The sequence below is a fragment of the Natroniella acetigena genome (assembly GCF_023227745.1).
Taxonomy (GTDB): domain Bacteria; phylum Bacillota; class Halanaerobiia; order Halobacteroidales; family Halobacteroidaceae; genus Natroniella; species Natroniella acetigena.
On sequence record NZ_JALKBX010000023.1, the window covers coordinates 1 to 16,989 of the forward strand.

The following is a 16,989-nucleotide window of genomic DNA, read 5'->3' on the forward strand; positions in this document are numbered from 1 at the left end:
TCCTTCAGTTCTAGTTATTATGAGTTGCCTCCATAATACTAGGCAATTCTTTTTAAATTGCAACAAGTCGCACATTCCTTACCATACCATTCAGCTTTATAGTTTAAATAGTCAACGAATTTAGACCAAGATACATCAGAGATACTTTTTGCTAGTTTAGAATTTTTAAGCATACTCTTAACTTTTAAACTTTCAACTACTATTGTTTGGTTTTCACAAATTAATTTAGTCGAAAGTTTATGTAAGAAGTCTTTTCTAATATTAACTACTTTCTCGTATACTTTAGCTAATTTATTCTTTACTTTATACCAATTATTTGAACCTTCTTCTTTTTTAGCAAGTCTTTTATTTAGTCTAGCAATTTTATTTTCATATTTGGATAGAGTTCTAGGATTAGAAACCACTTCTTCATTAGAAGTAATTAGAAAGTCTTTCAAGCCTAAATCTATACCAATGGCTTTATCAGTTTGAGGTAGTTCTTCTACTTTTTCTTGAACACATACAGAAATATAGTATTTTCCTGTCTTAGATTTTCTAATAGTTACATTTTGAATTTCGCCTGTAACTTCTCTAGATTTTCTAAATCTTACCCAACCAAGTTTAGGTAGTTTGATTTTATTATCTTTAATCTCAATACTTTCAGTTCCACTAGAACGCTTGAAATATTGAGTTCTATAAGATTGCTTATTATTCTTTTTAGATTTGAATTTAGGAAAACCACCTAAACCTTTAAAGAAACGCTTAAATGCTTTATCTAAATCTTTTAGAGATTGTTGTAAAGAAATGCTATCAACTTTTCTCAACCAATTAAATTTTTTCTTTAGCTTAGGTAATTGCGTAGCAAATTTAGATGATAATAAGTATTTATCATCTTTAGATTGAGCTAGGAAGTGGTTAAATACAAACCGAACACAACCTATATTTTTATTGATTAGCTCTTCTTGCTCTTTATTTGGTATAATTCTAAAACTATATGCTTTATCTACAATTTTGGTCTGCATAATTCCACCTCCTAATTAGATTTTTGATTTTGAATATATCTCTTAATAGTATGAAAACTTACATTTTCGATTGTGCTTACAAAGTAGCCTTTACTCCAAAGAGAACCACAACAAGCATAGAATTTCTTTAATTTAGGATATTCTTTAAATAGCTTTATTGCAGAAATACTTTTTAAAGTCCTAACTATGTCAGTAGGTGCTACTGTTGGTTTGGCTGATAGAAAAATGTGTATATGGTCTGTCATTACTTCTAATTCTAAAATTTCATATTGATATTTATTGCATACATTAGCAAGAATATTTTTTAATGACTGTTCTATATCTCCCTGTATGACTTCAAATCTAAATTTAGGACACCATACAAGATGATACTGTAATAAATATCTACAATGACTTAAACTTTTGTAATCATTACTCATCGCTATCTAGCTCATATTTTTCTTGTATAGCCCTACGCATTAGGTCTAAATAAGTCAATGTAGATTCTTCTTCAACAGAGTATATTCTTGCTAAATTTTCAATTTCATCTTTCCAGTTTTCAGGAATAGAAATATTAATTTGAACATTTTTCATTAGTTATCCCTCCTTACATATACATTATGTCATAGTAGAATGTATATGTAAATAAGAGAAATTAGTTTTATAGGAAGTTGGAAGGATATTATATTTTTTAATCCAATATTTAATTGCATTAAAAAATATCGGCATTCATCCAGAGGGCAAGCCCATCTGGTTTTCTGCCGATAAAATCTATAACAGGTATTAACTACAATGAACTGAATTTTTCACAACATTAATTAAAGAGCTTAAAAAATTTTTAAAACATCTCTGCAGTAATCTCAGTATTAGAGCCAACAGTAATAAACTTTTCATCCCATTGACCATCACTATTAACCAACTCATCTATTAACTTTAAAGTTCCCTCTAGTTCTTGATACTTAAAATCACAAAATTTAGCCGCCTTTTGAGTATAACTTCTATACTCTTCTATTTCATAAGCACCAGTATCTATTAAAGCTAGCTTACTATAATTTTTATAACATTCATTAAAAAGCCACTCACCTTGTTCTTTCCCATACTTCTCTACATACTCTTGATACTCTCTATAAGGATCAGAACCTGATTCTATCCAGCCTTTAGTTAAATAATAAGTCCCTGGTTCTTCATGAAAAGCTTGATGATAAGCAAGATTTGAACCTAAAAAGACTCCAATACAGTCTTCTACTCTAGGTATAACCAGATTATATTCTCTACTATTAATCCCAATTGTTCCATTACTACATTTACCATAGCCAATTAATAAGAGAGCGTAATCTCCACTTTCATCTATAGCCTGCTGCAATTGCTCAGTTAAATTTTCAGGAGTATTATGCAACTCATAATCTAAAAATTGACAGTCAAGTTCTTCTTTAGCTACTGCTTCAATTTCATCCTTCAAAACCTTACAAGCAATTATCTTCTTTTTCATCTTAGGGTACCCCCTTTAAAATCACCTCATTTATTAACTCATCTAGTTAATTCTTTCATATTTAAATTCTAAGTTTATTATAAAGCTTCAAGCCCCATCACAGCTACCCCTAACTGCAAAGGATCATGAATCAAGTTGCTCCCAACTTTATCGAGAGCCTCCCGAGTAAGACCTAAAGGTACACCAGGTGCTGCAATAAAGGTCTGAGCATCTATACAATCTGCTAAAATTGTATCACTAGCTGGTGTTGCTTCAATTATCAATTGATAATCTTTTAAGGCAGAAGCTGAATCTTCAATCAGCTTTACTTGAGACTTATACTTCTCCTTAATAACCTCCATCTTTTCAGCCTCTAAATCATAAACCCCTACCGTAGCTCCCTCTTTAATTAAATACTTAACACTCTCACTACCAATTGGCCCTAAACCTAACACCAAAACCGATTTATCCTTTAAACCATTACTTAGCTTACTTAAAGTACTCACATAAGCTTTAGCTGTAGCTTGATCATTGTTGACCCACTTTCTTTTAGTTAAATTCAAGGCTAAAAAAGTATTATCATCTGCCATAAATAAAAGATCTGCATTTCGTCTATAAGCTTCATCAATACCACTAAGATCAGTCTGCTCTGTAATAAAGGTTTCAAAACCAATAAACTTTAAAATTTCTGCTACTGCTTCACTAAATCCACCAATTAATCCCTGTCCTGTCGTTATCGGAATAATAGCTACCTTCTTTTGTCGCAACATTTCTTCAGTATAATTAGTTCCAATTGTATAGTTAGCTAACCCTAATAAGTTACAACCGAGCTTCTCAGATAATTGTCGATCATATGCTACTATTGTATCTGGTATATCTATTACTTGCTTAGATACTAGCCTGGTCAAGAGTATCCCCTCCAGTTTGAGAATTTAAATCAATCAAAGATTGTTGGATCTGAAAATTTATCTAAAGAAAATTGATTTAGAATTTTAGTTAAGGCTCCATTTCTAGCTCTAAATACTTCTGCAAGAGAATCAGCAACAAATATTAATGTAGCAACCCACTCTCCAGTTGTAGAACTATAATTAGTTATAGCTTCAGTAGCTCCAAAAAAATCAGCTATAACTTCTAAATTATTGACTTCTGATATAATATGCTCCCCACAAATTTTGATTTTTTCATCTGTCACCTTAATATGTTCATAAATAACTGACTTACCTAAATTTGGACTATTAACCTCTGTAATATTCCCTAAATATAAATCTGCCATAATCTCTACCATATTTAAACCTGTTCCATAAAAAACAGTAATTGGAGTCTGACTAGGAAAGCGTGCATCAATCTCTAACACCTTAACCTCTCCCTGCTCAACAATTACTTCTAAGTCCATAATTCCTTCTAAGGGAAGTTCACAAGCAATTACAGTACATATATCAGCTAGTTGTTTTTCTATCTTGTTATCTAAATCACTAGAATAAATGACCCTTTTACAATCAAAAAGTTCATCAAAATCAAGATAAGTCACTGCCAAAGGAAAGATCTTTCCCTTATAAGCTACCACTTCCATTGAATAAGATGGTCCAGTTAAATATTTTTCAATGATTGGTGTTTTATCTAAAGTAGCTAAAACATTATTTAATTCTTCAAGGTTTGTTGCTTTATAAACCCCCTTACTTCCACTAGCTTGAGATGGTTTAATGATTAGAGGAAAGTTAGCTTCTGGCCAGTCCTTAATTTTGGGAACCCCTTTTTTAGTAAAAAACCTCTTAGATTCTTCTTTAGAACTTGAAATCTGATAAGATTGCCAATCAAATAAAATAGGTTGATTAATTTGTAAGTTTAGCTCTTCTAAAGCATTAAGAGCATCATTATCTTCTGTAGCAGGCAAGATCAAAGCAGCCCCTTTAATTCCTTCTAAAAACTTCTCTTTCTCTTCTACTATATTACAGACTAAAAATTGATCAGCTAAATTTGCTGCTGGAACATCTCTTTTTTTATCAACTAATAAAACATCGTAGCCAGCTTTATGAGCTAAATAGGCAACCTCAATCCCTTGTAATCCTCCACCAACTACAGCAACTTTCAAGGTTAGCCCCCCTCACCAAAATAATTTTTTAACAACTTGATCTTTTAACGTCTTTTTTTATTGCTGAAATTCTTTCTTTATCTATCCATCTTTTGTATTCTTCTTTAGTAGCAATCTCTAAATCTAAATTTTTAATAATTTTTTTAACTCCTTGAACAGTTCGATGACCTTCTTCAATATCCAATGTAGAGTTAGATACACCAGCTAAACCAGAACGCGGAGGAATAATTGAAGTAATTACATTTGCCCCTGCCATTAGTCGTTTCTCTAAACCCTTAATTCCATCGACATCTAAGGAAGCAGGAATTAATTTATCCTTTAAAACTAAACGTAATACTGCAATAACCAATAATTCCTTGGTTCGTGAGGGGGAAGTAGTGGGATATTCTTCCATTGGAGTCCCATTTTGAGCAACAAAGCTCATAACTCTACCTTGATGAACCCCTAACTCTTTCATTGTCAAAATTGAATTAACCCGATCTTTAATATCTTCTCCAACTCCTAATAAAATTCCATCTTCAATCAGCATCCCATTTTCTTTAGCAAAACTTTTAATCTCTAATCTTTCCTTATACTCCTGCTCAAGCCGTAATTTTTGAAAGAGATCTTGATTATGTGTTTCTTGATAACAAGCATAAAAATCTGCTCCTGAATCTATTAAATTAGTTACTTCCTCTCGAGGTAAAAGACCAGGAGAAATCATGACAGGAAGTTCTGTTTCTAACTTGATATCATTAACAAGATTAGCTAGTTTTTCAAAATTATTTGTTTCATAAAATACTGGATCTTCTCCCATTGTTAAATCAATCAAGTGAACTCCAGAATCTGCAAGTGATTTAGAAATCTTAATTGTCTCCTCAACAGATTTTCTATAACGAGGACTTTGTTGATTAGAGTTGCGATAATAACAGAATGTACATTCATTTTTACAAAAGGTAGAAAAATATACAAATCCATATAGAAATAATTCATTGCCAAAATAACGTCTTCTTATTTCTTGAGCTGTTTCAAATACTTGTTGAATTAAATCTTGATCCTCAAGGCTTAAAATTTGATGAATATCTTCTGGCTTTAAATCAACCCCATTTAAAGCTTTATTTAGAATACCTTCAATTTTGAAACTATTTTTAGTCATTTTCCCACACCTTTACCATTAAATGTTTAATCTAGCTCCATCTTGATAAATTAAACTTCGACCTACTCGCTTTATATTATTCAAATCTTCTTTACACATAACCAATCTTTCTAGACCAAAACCAACTCCAACCCACGGCTGACTAATATTCCATGCTCTATCTAAAGAATGAGGACCAATGGCAGCCGAACCAACCTCAACACCATCAACCATTACATCTATTGTCTTATTATAAACAGCAGACTCCTCTTCCTCTAAATAATAGTCAAGCTCTAAAGTAGACATCAACTCTTCAATTAGTGATTTTAACCTAACACAAGGATCCCCTGTTGGCCCTAATTCAACTATATTAAGCATCGTAAATTCAGAAAGATGCTTACTTCCTCTTGATTCTTTACGAAAGCAAGGGCCAATTTCAAAAATTTTAACTGGTTTAGATAAAGACCCTTCAAAATAACCGAGAAGATAATACAAGTTAGGAGCTAACATTGGTCGCAGACAATACTTTCCATCATCAACCCAGTAAACTTGCTTCCATAATGGATGTTCTTCATTTATTCCCATCTTCTTTAAGTGCCCTTGAGCCAACTTAATTGGTGTTATAACCTCTGAAAATCCTAGTTGAGTAAGGCTATCAACTATCTTAAATTCATTCTTTCTTAAACTAGATTGATGTTTATGATCAATAAATTCAACTAGACGTCTTTGATTTTCCTTAATCAATTCTTGGTCGATTTCTCTAAATGCAGCTTCTCTTTCTTCTAAGGAAGCAAACTCTTCCTCAGTCTTAGCTACATACTCTCCTGTTAAATCTAGCTCAATTATTCTTTGCTGTTGAGTTTGAGTAAATTTCATCTACTATGCCCCCAATAAATTATTTGAAAGTAGTATTTCTATACTTTTCTAGCTTCCAGTCAGGAACAGCACACCGCTTACAAGGCTCAACCATCCATTTATTCCTTAACCACCGTGCTGCCCGACTATTTTTAGAATTTTTTACAGTCAATTGGTGACCACAATGTAATAAGATATCAGCATAAGTACTATTAATATCAATTGACTTAATCCCGTGCAATAATCCAACACGCGAAGGCCAAAGTTTAATTTTTTTTAATAGATAAAACAGATCAGACTTCTTATGGAAGGTATATTTAGCTTGATTAGAATTTGGATGTTTAAATTTTTTCTTTGGACTCATCTTATTAATCTCTCCTTTAAACCTCTAAGTAATAGAGGGAAAAATAAATAATTATTTTTAATTTATATGAATTTAATAAATAACAGAGGAGAAAAATTTCTCCTCTGTTATTTACTTAAATTAATTTTTTTATTTTACAAATTCTCTAGATATATCAGTAGCAGTACTTCCATCTGCAGCATAACCATCAGCACCAATCTCATTAGCAAAATCTTCACTGACCGGTGCTCCACCAACCATAACCTTAACTTGATCTCTAATTCCTGCTTCTTCTAACGACTTAATAGTCTCTTCCATAGCTGGCATAGTTGTAGTTAATAATGCCGATAACCCAACAATATCAGGCTGATGCTCCTTAACAGCTTCTACAAATTCATCTGCTGTTACATCCACTCCTAAATCAATCACTTCAAATCCAGCCCCTTCTAACATCATTGCTACCAAATTCTTACCTATATCATGTAAGTCACCTTCTACAGTAGCCATAATTACAGTTCCAGCAGAACTGCTCTCCCCTTCTGTTAATAAAGGTTTAACTATATCCATTCCTCCATGCATTGCTTTAGCAGAAATTAAGACTTCTGGTACAAACATTTCATTCTTCTTAAATCTACCTCCTACAACATCCATTCCAGCAACCAAACCTTCTTTAATGATCTGACTTGGTTCTATCCCTTCATCTACTAGTTCTTGAGTCAGTTCAGTCACTCCATCAATATTCCCTGCAATTACTTCTTCAACAACCTTTTCCATTTTACTCATTTTAATAACCCCCCCTAATTATACTTCAAACTATAATATATTATACCTAATTCCTAATCCACCAAATAATTTCCAATACTCTTAAATTAATTTTGTAAATAAATTTATTAATAACAATTACTAGCTAAAAGAAATGCACCTACATTCCTTTCAGCTAGTATTGATATTATTACTTCCTACTTTTCTTTAGCTAGAACTGATGACTCTGCATCCTTCCTAGCTAAAGATATTTAGTAGTTAAAATTTAAACTACTTTAAATCACAATTGAAATTAGAGATTACTTTGCACTTTCTACAATTTCTCTTAACTTAGCTTTAACATCCTCATCTAATGGCTCTGGCTCGTGATTTTCAAGGATATCTTTAGCTTTTGTAGTAGCTCTTTCAGCAGCACCTATTTTACCTTCAGCTTCCCAAGTTTCAAGCATCTTTCGGTCAAAGATATCTACAGTAGCCTGCTCACTACGCATATAATCCATAGTATGCTGTTGAGTCAAGAAGTTACCACCACAACCAACTTCCTTCATTACATCAACGGCTAAGGTCTCATCTGAAACCTCTACCCCTTGAAGTACTCTTCTAACCATCTTAGCAATCTGATTATCTATTACTAATTGAGTATAACTAAAAGTCATCCCTAATTCTAACATACCTGAGCCATAGAGCATGTTAGAACCTGCCATTGCTGGCAATAAATAGGTGAGTGTCTTTTCATGTCCTGCTTGGACATCACATAATTTACTATCTGCCTAGCCACCCGCAGTATAACTAGGTAGATTGTAGTATCTAGCTAATCTTGCTACACCTCCGTTACATATTCCCATCTCAGGGGAACCTACTGGTGCAGTAGAGTACATTAAATCAAATGAAGTAGTAGAACTACCGTACATTACAGGTGTTCCTTTATTTACTAACTGAGTAAGAACAATACCTGCTAAAACCTCAGCATTATGGCTTACTAAAGTTCCTGCAATCGTTACTGGAACTGTAGCACCAGACATTGCCATTGATAGAACATTAACAGGAATTCCTTCTCGAGCAAATTCAATTATGATTTGAGCAGCATCACCATGTAATTCTAGAGGACTTTGTGGACAAACCAAAGCAGAAATAATAGGTCTTTCTCTTAACTTCTCCATTCCTCCTACAATAGCTGCTCCCATTTCTAAATACTTCTTAGCATTTTCACCACAAGTTAAATCAATGTGCATACAGTGCTTACTTGTATTTGTTAAGAAAGCTTCTGCTTCGTGAAGATCGACGTTTTCATTTGGACAGTCACTACCTGTAACTGCATGAGAATAAATATCAATTTGATCCAAATAATCAGCTACTCGAGCAGTATCTCCTAAGTCAGCTTTAGTTGGTTCTCTTAAGTCCCCACTTTCAATATCAACTATTCTAACTCCAGCTCCAAAAGTGGTAAAATTAACTCGACTTCCCCCCATAACAACATCTTTTTCTGAATTACGACCTGCAAGTAAGATTTCAGGTGGTGCAGATCTAATAGCATCCTCAACCATATATGGAGGAATTTTGACCGTTCCACTACCTCGATCAACTTTAGCTCCAGCATCTTCAAAAATATCTAAAGCCTCATCATTAGTTATATGCATTCCATTAGTCCATAACACTTCAAGCGTGGCAAAATGAATCTGTTGTAGTTCCTCTTCAGTATACATATCTACATTAAAACCTTGCTTTTGTGGGTAATAAGAGCTTGAATTTCTTACTGTCATCAACTATCTCCCCTTTCATTTTTTATTAGATTTTTGACTAACTACTCCTATACATTAAATAATAGCTAATTTTTTTGACTCTCACCACCTTTCATGGAGTTTTTATTTTATTTGCTTCATAATCAATAGATAATTCTAAAGATTATGACAAATAAACTACTATGAAAAGCTATGCACCTATCTTTACAAGGTATTATTACTTCAATTAATTCTACTATATAATATATATTTGAAAATAAATTAATATTTTAAAATTTTTGATTGGTAAGTTTAATCAATTATATCTCTAATTTAGGAATGGTAATAATTAATTTCTAGAGTATTTAGCGGAGGATTCGGTTACACCCGGCTGCATAGGGTTAGAGCCTACGCGGTCCTTCCGACCAACGCTCCACATTAATTTTTTGAGATTTTAATTTGAGGTGTTAAGATTATTTTTTTGCTTTGTTGATTTTATGACTATTTTTTACTCTGTCTATCTTAGCATTTCTACACTAAATTTATAATCCCTGTAATAAAATGTATTTTTTTAAATATATGAATATCTAGTCTTGATCTCTATAAACAACTAAAATTTTTCCAAAATAGAGTATATGATAATCATCTTAGTTATGATCTGAATACAATATATCAATATAAAAGAAGTTAATTAGATAATTATGTATTAAACTGAGGTAGGTGTTACTAAAAGTTTATCTAATTGTCCTAGAAAGCTAAATTTAAATCCACTAATATTATGTAGTTAATAATTATACTATAATTTGAGAAAGGATTTGATATTCTTAAGGAATAATAGATAAAATTAAGAATCTACTTGGTGAGTAAGTTATCACAGAATATTTTATATCTTAAGGAAAGATTAATTTATTAAAATATCGTATTTAGTTGATTTGGCGGAGGATCCGGGTGTTACACCCGGCTGCATAGGGTTAGAGCCTACGCGGTCCTTCCGACCAACCCTCCACATTAATTTTTTGAGATTTTAGTTTGATGTGTTAAAATTATTTTTTTGCTTTTTTGATTTTATGACTGTTTTTTTACTCTGTCTATCTTAGCATTTCTACACTAAATTTATAATTCCTGCAATAAAATGTATTTTTTTAAAATATATGAATATCTAGTCTTGATCTCTATAAACAACTAAAATTTCTCTAAAATAGAATATATGATAATCATCTTGGTTATGATCTAAATACCATTGATATTCATAAGTAATTAACAACCTTTAATCATCAGTTGACAATTGACAGTTAAAAATCTTAAAACAATTGATGTACAATATCAGTGTAAGTAATGAGTATCAGTTAAAGTCAAGAACTTTAAAAGATTTTGAACTAAAAAGATTTGGTCTTGTGCTTTTTCACTCACACCGACACTGACACTCACACTATTTTGTAATTAAGCTTAAACGATCTTTATTCATCAAACTCGATGATTAGTACCTTACCCAACCAATTTTCTATCAATAGCTTGAGCAATCCGTTCTAATTCTGTAATTAAATTACCGAAGTCCTGTGGTAATAAAGACTGCTGTCCATCACATAAAGCCTCTTCCGGTCGCGGGTGAATCTCCACAATAATTCCATCTGCTCCAGCAGTAATTCCTGCCTTAGCTAAAGGACTTACTAAACTTCTCTTGCCAGTACCGTGGCTTGGATCGATAATAATCGGTAAGTTAGTAACCTCTTTAATTAGAGCAATTGCATTTAAATCAAGAGTATTTCTCGTGGCAGTTTCAAAAGTTCTAATTCCCCGTTCACATAAAATCACTCTTGGATTACCATGAGAGATAATATATTCTGCTGCCAATAACCACTCCTTAATCGTAGCAGCATAACCGCGCTTTAACATTACTGGTGTATCTACTTGACCTAACTTCTTTAATAAACCATAGTTTTGCATATTACGAGAACCAATCTGTAAAATATCAGCATAGGAATTAACCAATTCTAGATCTTCTGAATCAATAACTTCAGTAACTACCTTAAGCCCTGTCTTCTCTCTAGCCTCAGCCAACAATTCCAACCCTTCTTCACCTAATCCTTGAAAACTATGCGGGGAAGTACGAGGCTTAAAAGCACCACCACGTAAAATCTGACCACCATTCTTTTTGACTTCCTCTGCTGTCTCTAGCAACTGCTTCCTACCTTCTACTGCACATGGTCCAGCCATAACTACTAACTCTTCTCCACCAATCTTCAAATCATCGCCTACCTTAATCACATCATGTTTATTCTCTACTCCTAAATTACTCAACATTTTTAATCCACTCCCCTTTGATAATTTAACGCTCTCAGCTAAATTAAAGCCTGTCATTACAATACTTCGCAGACAACTAAATTTCTCTACACCCCCGTCTAATTGATATGGTTTTTATGGTTTTCACGAAGGGTCTTGTTTTTTAAGACCCGTAGGAAACTCAAAGCTCACAACTCCTAGCTCATAGCTAAATACAAAAAAACCTACCTTGCCATCCATAATAGGACGAAACAAGATAGGTTTAAGTTCCGTGGTACCACCCTAATTGGCCATTACTACTGACCCACTAGTTTAAATAACGATTTGATTACCGGTATAACTTACTAAGAAATTTCAGTTATACAGCTCCAGAGCGAAATTTCAATTAAAGCTTCTTAGAGATGCTCCCAGCCGATGACATCTCCTCTCTACAAGAAAAACCTTTAATCTACTTAACTCCTTCTTCGCTTTTAAGTTATTTATTTGTTCGCTCAATCATTGTCATTTATGTTGTTATTCATTTTAACAGTTAAATTTTAATTTGTCAAGACCAGCTTTATATTATTATATACAGCCCTCAGTTAAACTGTGTCTAATTTATGGTAATTTTTTCAATTGATTGTTTGGTTATCTCTACCATCGCTATTAATTGTTCCGTAGTAGTGCATAATGGTGGCATAAAGACAACTACATTTCCTAAGGGACGAATAATCATCCCCATTTCTCGAGCCTTCGTACAAACCTTAACTCCCATCTTATCCTGCCATGAATAAGGCTCTTTAGTTGCTTTATTCTTAACCAATTCTATCCCAACCATCAATCCTTTCTGTCGCACATCTCCTACCTGGGCCAACTCTTCAATCTCCTTTAACTTCTCAGCTACTAATTCAATCTTAGCTGGCATCTGTCCTAAAATATCTTCCTGTTCAAATAAGTTAATATTTGCTACTGAAACTGCTGCTGCTAAAGGATTACCTGTGTAAGAATGACCATGAAAAAAAGTCTTTTGTGTTTCATAATCATCATAAAAAGCATCATAAATTTCATTGGTCGTCAATGTAGCAGAAATAGGCAAATAACCTCCACTGATTCCTTTTGCTACTGTCATAATATCTGGTTGAACAGCTTCATGCTCACAAGCAAACATCTTCCCTGTCCGTCCAAAGCCAACAGCCACTTCATCAGCTATCATTAAGATATTATACTTTGTTGCTAGCTCTCTTACCTTAGCCAAATATCCATCTGGAGCAATAATCATCCCTCCTGCTCCTTGGACTAATGGTTCAATTACTATAGCTGCTACCTCTTGATGATGTTCTTTCATTAGTTGCTCTAACTCTTTAACACAGCTCAAATTACACTTTCCTTCCTCTTCATCATATGGGCAGCGATAACAATAAGGTGCAGGAGCTTGCAAACTATCAAATAATAAAGGTTTATAAATTTGATGGAATAAATCAATCCCACCTACACTGACCGAACCAACTGTATCACCATGATATGCATGTTGTAAAGTGATAAATTTCTGCTTTAGTTGATAGTCCCCTTCCCTTTGTTGCCAATACTGAAAAGCCATCTTTAAACCAATCTCTACTGCTGTTGAACCACTATCTGAGTAAAAAACCTTATTCAATTCTTCAGGCGTAATCTCAACTAATTTCTCAGCTAGTTCAGTTGCTGGTACATTAGCCAAACCTAACATTGTTGAATGGGCTATCTTATCTAATTGATCTTTAATCGCTTGATCTAGCTCCTCTTTTTGATGACCATGAACATTCAACCAGATTGAAGAAACCCCATCATAATATTCATTACCTTCAGTATCGTATAATTTTATTCCTTTGCCTCGCTCAATAATCAATTGCTGATTATTACTCTCAACCCACTCCTTCATTTGGGTAAAAGGGTGCCAAACATATTCTTTATCTTTTTCATGTAAGCTCAATTCAGTCATCACAATTCTCCTTTCCCTTAATTGATATTTAGTGGCACTTTGCCACTAAATATCAGTTTACAGTTTACAGTTGACGGTTGACAGTTAAAACCATTAGAATCTTAAATCAAAATCACTCTAAACCTGCGAACATAAGGCATTTCAGAGGTCTTAATTTTTTAAGGTTTTGATCTTAACTGTAAACTGTACACCGTACACTGTCAACTCAATAATGTGGCACAAAAGTGCCACATTATTGTAATTAAGTTTAATTTTTCTACAGCACAAGATAATCCTTTATATAATCTAAGTCTATCTCCTCTTTAAAGACTCGAATAAACTCTTCTCTATTCTCCTCCAACTCTTCAATCCATGGTAAAACCCCTAATACAGGAAGACCGGTCAACTCCTCAATTATTCTTGGGTTGGTCTTTTCTGCTATACCGACCTCTTGTAGCCCATTGATAATAATCCCCACAATATCAATTCCTTGCTCTCTGGCATACTCCACCGTCAAGCAGGTATGGTTAATCGTCCCTAAGTTTGGTCGAGCAACAATAATAATCGGTAAATCCAAGCGCTGAATCAGATCACTGATCAGATAATCATCCCTAATTGGCACGATCATCCCCCCGGCTCCTTCGACTACTACTAAATCATTCTCTACCTGTAAACTCCGATAGGCTTGATCAATTGCTTCTAAATCAACCTCTCTCTCTTCCAGTTTAGCAGCTAGACTGGGAGCCAACGGTTCCTTCAACAAAATTGGATTAACTAATTGCTCATCTTCCTCTAAATCAACCATCTTTTTAACAAAATCGATATCAGGAGCAATCAACTTTCCTTCTTTTTTCGCTGCTCCACTCTGTACTGGTTTCATCACCGTCGTCTTATAATCTTGCTGCAAAGTAGCCACCAAGCCAGCCGTCACAATCGTCTTACCGATATCAGTATCCGTTCCTGTAATAAAAAGATTCCTCATCCTGTCACTCCTTTAAATTATTCCTAATTCTTTACCAACCTTAAAAAATTTATCTAAAGCAAATTCTATATCTTCCTTCGTATGACTGGTCATAACTGTAACTCTAATCCTACTGCTTCCTTTCGGAACTGTCGGTGGTCTAATCCCTGAAACAAATACCTGCTCTTCTAATAATCTACTACTTAACTGCATTGTCTGCTGACTAGAACCGATCATAATTGGAATAATTGCACTTTGACTATCCAACACCTGATAACCTAACTTTTTTAACCCATCCTTTAATAACCTGATATTCTTTCTTAGTTCAATTATTAAATCGGAATTACTCTCTAGATAATCTAATGCTGATAGAGCAGCTGCTATCGTTCCTGGGGCTAAGGCAGTAGAATAAATAAATGATCTAGCTTGATTACGTAACAGATCAACCACTAGTTCACTTCCAGCTACAAAACCACCTTCAGCAGCTAATGCCTTGCTTAAAGTCCCCAGCTGAATATCTATCTCTTCCTTTAAATCAAAATACTCAACGATTCCACCACCTTGCTCACCTAAAACTCCAGTCCCATGAGCATCATCAACCATCGTTAAAGCATTATATTTTTTAGCTAGCTCAACTATCTTAGGCAAAGGAGCCAAGTCTCCATCCATACTGAAGACACCATCAGTTACTATCAACCTACTGTTATAATCTTGGCTTTCTGCTAGCTTAGCTTCTAATTCCTCTAAGTCAGCATGGTGATAGATCTCTACATCTGCCTTACTTAATCGACAACCATCAATAATACTGGCATGATTCAACTGATCACTTAAGATTAGATCCCCTTCCCTTACTATCGTAGTCAAGACCCCTAAGTTAGCCATATAGCCAGTATTGAAGATAATCGCTGCTTCAGCCCCTTTAAACCTTGCCAGTCTTTTCTCCAGTTCTTGATGTAGATCATAACTACCAGTCGTTAATCTAGAGCCCCCTGAACCAGTACCATACTCTTCAATCACTTCTACTGTTCTGTCTATTACTTGAGAATTTGTTGTCAACCCTAGATAATTATTAGAAGCTAACAGTAATACTTTCTGCCCATCAACAACTGTCCAAGGTTTCTGGGCTTGCCCTAACTCTTTTAACTTACGATATAAACCCTGCTTTTGCAATGAATTTAACTTTTCATCCCAATTCTGCATTAGTTATCACCTCAGTAATTGTCTGATACTCTTTAATATTAGGATTTAATTGAGTAACTAAGACCGGTTTTTGCTCCAGATAATCGACTAACTCTGATAAATCTAAACCAGGCTGGACAAAAAAGACCCTCCCCCCTCTGCCTAATCCCTCTGGCTTAAGAAAAGGAAAACGGCAATAACCAAGCTCTTGGTTAGCTACATAACCTCCAGTATAATCAGGATCATCTGACCAACACAACTCAGCTACTATTTGTCGATGAGCAACAACCTTACTAGCCAAGGCCAAAGCTTCGGGAATATGAGTGCGATTTAACTCATTATCTTCTAATAACTTAAGTAATCTTTCCTTAGCTTCTCCACTATAATCCATCCTACTAGCTCTAACCCCTCGAAATTGATCACCTTCTAATCTATTAGCAGAAGTTAACTCCATAATCACAGCTCCTCGCATATTCTCACCCTTAGGATTGGCCCCTTTGGCTAATAAATTAATCGCTTTTGAAGTGGCTTGTTTGTTGATCCCAAGCTGAACTAATAAATCCTTAACCTCATCCCTAGCTAACCGATAATCATCTTGTTTAATAGTTCTTATTGGCAATGAGCTTATTTCTGTTATCTCATTCTCTAACAACTCTAAAGTTAAATTTATAACATCTGCTTGACCATGAGCATGTTCTCTTGCTCGCCTAATTAATTTAGCTGCAGCACTCTCAATTCTTGCTGCTGTAATGATTCTTTCTGCTCCTGAAATATGCTGTTGCTCCTTAGTTGCTCTCATTCGCAAACTAAAATAATCTTTAACCATAAGCTAAAGCTCCTTGATCAATCTTACACACAACCCTTCTTAAAACGATAATCAATGGATAAGTAAATACTGCCGTAAATATAATCCCTGGCACAGCAGCTATTACTAACGGTAAAAAGCTCTGGCTTAAGATCAGACTCAAAAAAAATCTAGCTGCAATTGAACCTAGTGGCCCCGCAATTACAATGATCAATAAGCTTGGTCCAACTAAAGCAATTAGCCCTCCAGCAACTCCTCTAAATATCATAGCAATAGTAATATGGATTATAGTCTGAGTTCCAAAAATAAAACCAACTCCACTGGAAATTAAACCAGCTAAGATATACCTTCTAAACCCAAAGACTGCTGCTATTGCTACTGCAATTGGAGCTGATAGTTGAAAGCCACTCCCTGCTGGCCCTGGAATTTTAAAAATACCACTTACTGTAATTAAGACTGCCAACAAAGCAATTCTTGTTAATTCTGTAGTCTTATTTTCCAT

16 protein-coding genes, 1 pseudogene and 1 other annotated feature are annotated in these 16,989 nt (G+C 34.1%); all 17 genes and pseudogenes read right to left on the minus strand.

Annotation, left to right across the window (positions count from 1 at the left end; genetic code table 11):
* Positions 1–38: 38 nt before the first annotated feature.
* Positions 39–1,001 carry a transposase gene (locus MWH25_RS06705; protein ID WP_248626878.1) on the minus strand — a complete coding sequence of 321 codons (963 nt, stop codon included), beginning with the start codon at positions 999–1,001 and terminating at the stop codon, positions 39–41.
* 11 nt (positions 1,002–1,012) lie between these two features.
* The gene (tnpA, locus tag MWH25_RS06710) at positions 1,013–1,420 is read right to left on the minus strand and encodes an IS200/IS605 family transposase (RefSeq protein ID WP_248626879.1); all 408 of its coding nucleotides are present in this window, start codon (positions 1,418–1,420) and stop codon (positions 1,013–1,015) included.
* Positions 1,413–1,574: a hypothetical protein gene (locus MWH25_RS06715; RefSeq protein WP_248626880.1), complete on the minus strand. Its 162-nt coding sequence runs from the start codon at positions 1,572–1,574 to the stop codon at positions 1,413–1,415. Before MWH25_RS06715 ends, tnpA begins: the two co-directional genes overlap by 8 nt.
* Positions 1,575–1,818: 244 nt before the next feature.
* A complete protein-coding gene (locus tag MWH25_RS06720; RefSeq protein WP_248626881.1) occupies positions 1,819–2,469 on the minus strand; it encodes a DUF1638 domain-containing protein in 651 nt (216 codons plus the stop codon).
* A gap of 77 nt (positions 2,470–2,546) precedes the next feature.
* Entirely contained in the window at positions 2,547–3,356 is an 810-nt protein-coding gene (pylD, locus tag MWH25_RS06725) for a 3-methylornithyl-N6-L-lysine dehydrogenase PylD (RefSeq protein WP_248626882.1), read from the minus strand.
* A 29-nt stretch (positions 3,357–3,385) separates the two neighbouring features.
* Positions 3,386–4,537: a 3-methylornithine--L-lysine ligase PylC gene (gene pylC, locus MWH25_RS06730; RefSeq protein ID WP_248626883.1), complete on the minus strand. Its 1,152-nt coding sequence runs from the start codon at positions 4,535–4,537 to the stop codon at positions 3,386–3,388.
* 28 nt (positions 4,538–4,565) lie between these two features.
* Positions 4,566–5,672: a methylornithine synthase PylB gene (pylB, locus tag MWH25_RS06735; RefSeq protein ID WP_248626884.1), complete on the minus strand. Its 1,107-nt coding sequence runs from the start codon at positions 5,670–5,672 to the stop codon at positions 4,566–4,568.
* An 18-nt stretch (positions 5,673–5,690) separates the two neighbouring features.
* On the minus strand, positions 5,691–6,527 hold the full coding sequence (gene pylSc / locus MWH25_RS06740; protein ID WP_248626885.1) for a pyrrolysine--tRNA(Pyl) ligase large subunit: 837 nt from the start codon (positions 6,525–6,527) through the stop codon (positions 5,691–5,693).
* A 19-nt stretch (positions 6,528–6,546) separates the two neighbouring features.
* Positions 6,547–6,870, minus strand: coding sequence for a pyrrolysine--tRNA(Pyl) ligase small subunit (gene pylSn, locus MWH25_RS06745; protein ID WP_248626886.1), 324 nt, complete (start codon positions 6,868–6,870; stop codon positions 6,547–6,549).
* 129 nt (positions 6,871–6,999) lie between these two features.
* Positions 7,000–7,632, minus strand: coding sequence for a corrinoid protein (locus MWH25_RS06750; protein ID WP_248626887.1), 633 nt, complete (start codon positions 7,630–7,632; stop codon positions 7,000–7,002).
* A 278-nt stretch (positions 7,633–7,910) separates the two neighbouring features.
* Positions 7,911–9,371: pseudogene (gene mttB, locus MWH25_RS06755) on the minus strand ([trimethylamine--corrinoid protein] Co-methyltransferase).
* A gap of 1,443 nt (positions 9,372–10,814) precedes the next feature.
* Positions 10,815–11,630, minus strand: a complete 816-nt coding sequence (gene aroF / locus MWH25_RS06760) for a 3-deoxy-7-phosphoheptulonate synthase (protein ID WP_248626906.1) — start codon at positions 11,628–11,630, stop codon at positions 10,815–10,817.
* Positions 11,631–11,848: 218 nt separating this feature from the next.
* Positions 11,849–12,083 (minus strand) — a binding site (T-box leader).
* 118 nt (positions 12,084–12,201) lie between these two features.
* Positions 12,202–13,563, minus strand: coding sequence for an adenosylmethionine--8-amino-7-oxononanoate transaminase (gene bioA, locus MWH25_RS06765; RefSeq protein WP_248626888.1), 1,362 nt, complete (start codon positions 13,561–13,563; stop codon positions 12,202–12,204).
* A 256-nt stretch (positions 13,564–13,819) separates the two neighbouring features.
* Entirely contained in the window at positions 13,820–14,524 is a 705-nt protein-coding gene (bioD, locus tag MWH25_RS06770) for a dethiobiotin synthase (protein WP_248626889.1), read from the minus strand.
* Positions 14,525–14,536: 12 nt separating this feature from the next.
* On the minus strand, positions 14,537–15,703 hold the full coding sequence (bioF, locus tag MWH25_RS06775) for an 8-amino-7-oxononanoate synthase (protein ID WP_248626890.1): 1,167 nt from the start codon (positions 15,701–15,703) through the stop codon (positions 14,537–14,539).
* Entirely contained in the window at positions 15,687–16,508 is an 822-nt protein-coding gene (locus MWH25_RS06780) for a 6-carboxyhexanoate--CoA ligase (RefSeq protein ID WP_248626891.1), read from the minus strand. Before MWH25_RS06780 ends, bioF begins: the two co-directional genes overlap by 17 nt.
* Positions 16,501–16,989, minus strand: coding sequence for a hypothetical protein (locus MWH25_RS06785; protein WP_248626892.1), 489 nt, complete (start codon positions 16,987–16,989; stop codon positions 16,501–16,503). Before MWH25_RS06785 ends, MWH25_RS06780 begins: the two co-directional genes overlap by 8 nt.

Excerpts from the sequence above, each read along its gene's own strand:
- MWH25_RS06720 (WP_248626881.1), bottom strand. The coding sequence starts at position 2,469 with ATGAAAAAGAAGATAATTGCTTGTAAGGTTTTGAAGGATGAAATTGAA.
- MWH25_RS06780 (WP_248626891.1), bottom strand. The coding sequence starts at position 16,508 with ATGGTTAAAGATTATTTTAGTTTGCGAATGAGAGCAACTAAGGAGCAA.
- pylB (WP_248626884.1), bottom strand. The coding sequence starts at position 5,672 with ATGACTAAAAATAGTTTCAAAATTGAAGGTATTCTAAATAAAGCTTTA.
- MWH25_RS06705 (WP_248626878.1), bottom strand. The coding sequence starts at position 1,001 with ATGCAGACCAAAATTGTAGATAAAGCATATAGTTTTAGAATTATACCA.
- MWH25_RS06785 (WP_248626892.1), bottom strand. The coding sequence starts at position 16,989 with ATGGAAAATAAGACTACAGAATTAACAAGAATTGCTTTGTTGGCAGTC.
- bioD (WP_248626889.1), bottom strand. The coding sequence starts at position 14,524 with ATGAGGAATCTTTTTATTACAGGAACGGATACTGATATCGGTAAGACG.
- bioF (WP_248626890.1), bottom strand. The coding sequence starts at position 15,703 with ATGCAGAATTGGGATGAAAAGTTAAATTCATTGCAAAAGCAGGGTTTA.
- bioA (WP_248626888.1), bottom strand. The coding sequence starts at position 13,563 with ATGACTGAATTGAGCTTACATGAAAAAGATAAAGAATATGTTTGGCAC.
- pylSn (WP_248626886.1), bottom strand. The coding sequence starts at position 6,870 with ATGAGTCCAAAGAAAAAATTTAAACATCCAAATTCTAATCAAGCTAAA.
- tnpA (WP_248626879.1), bottom strand. The coding sequence starts at position 1,420 with ATGAGTAATGATTACAAAAGTTTAAGTCATTGTAGATATTTATTACAG.
- aroF (WP_248626906.1), bottom strand. The coding sequence starts at position 11,630 with ATGTTGAGTAATTTAGGAGTAGAGAATAAACATGATGTGATTAAGGTA.
- MWH25_RS06715 (WP_248626880.1), bottom strand. The coding sequence starts at position 1,574 with ATGAAAAATGTTCAAATTAATATTTCTATTCCTGAAAACTGGAAAGAT.
- pylSc (WP_248626885.1), bottom strand. The coding sequence starts at position 6,527 with ATGAAATTTACTCAAACTCAACAGCAAAGAATAATTGAGCTAGATTTA.
- MWH25_RS06750 (WP_248626887.1), bottom strand. The coding sequence starts at position 7,632 with ATGAGTAAAATGGAAAAGGTTGTTGAAGAAGTAATTGCAGGGAATATT.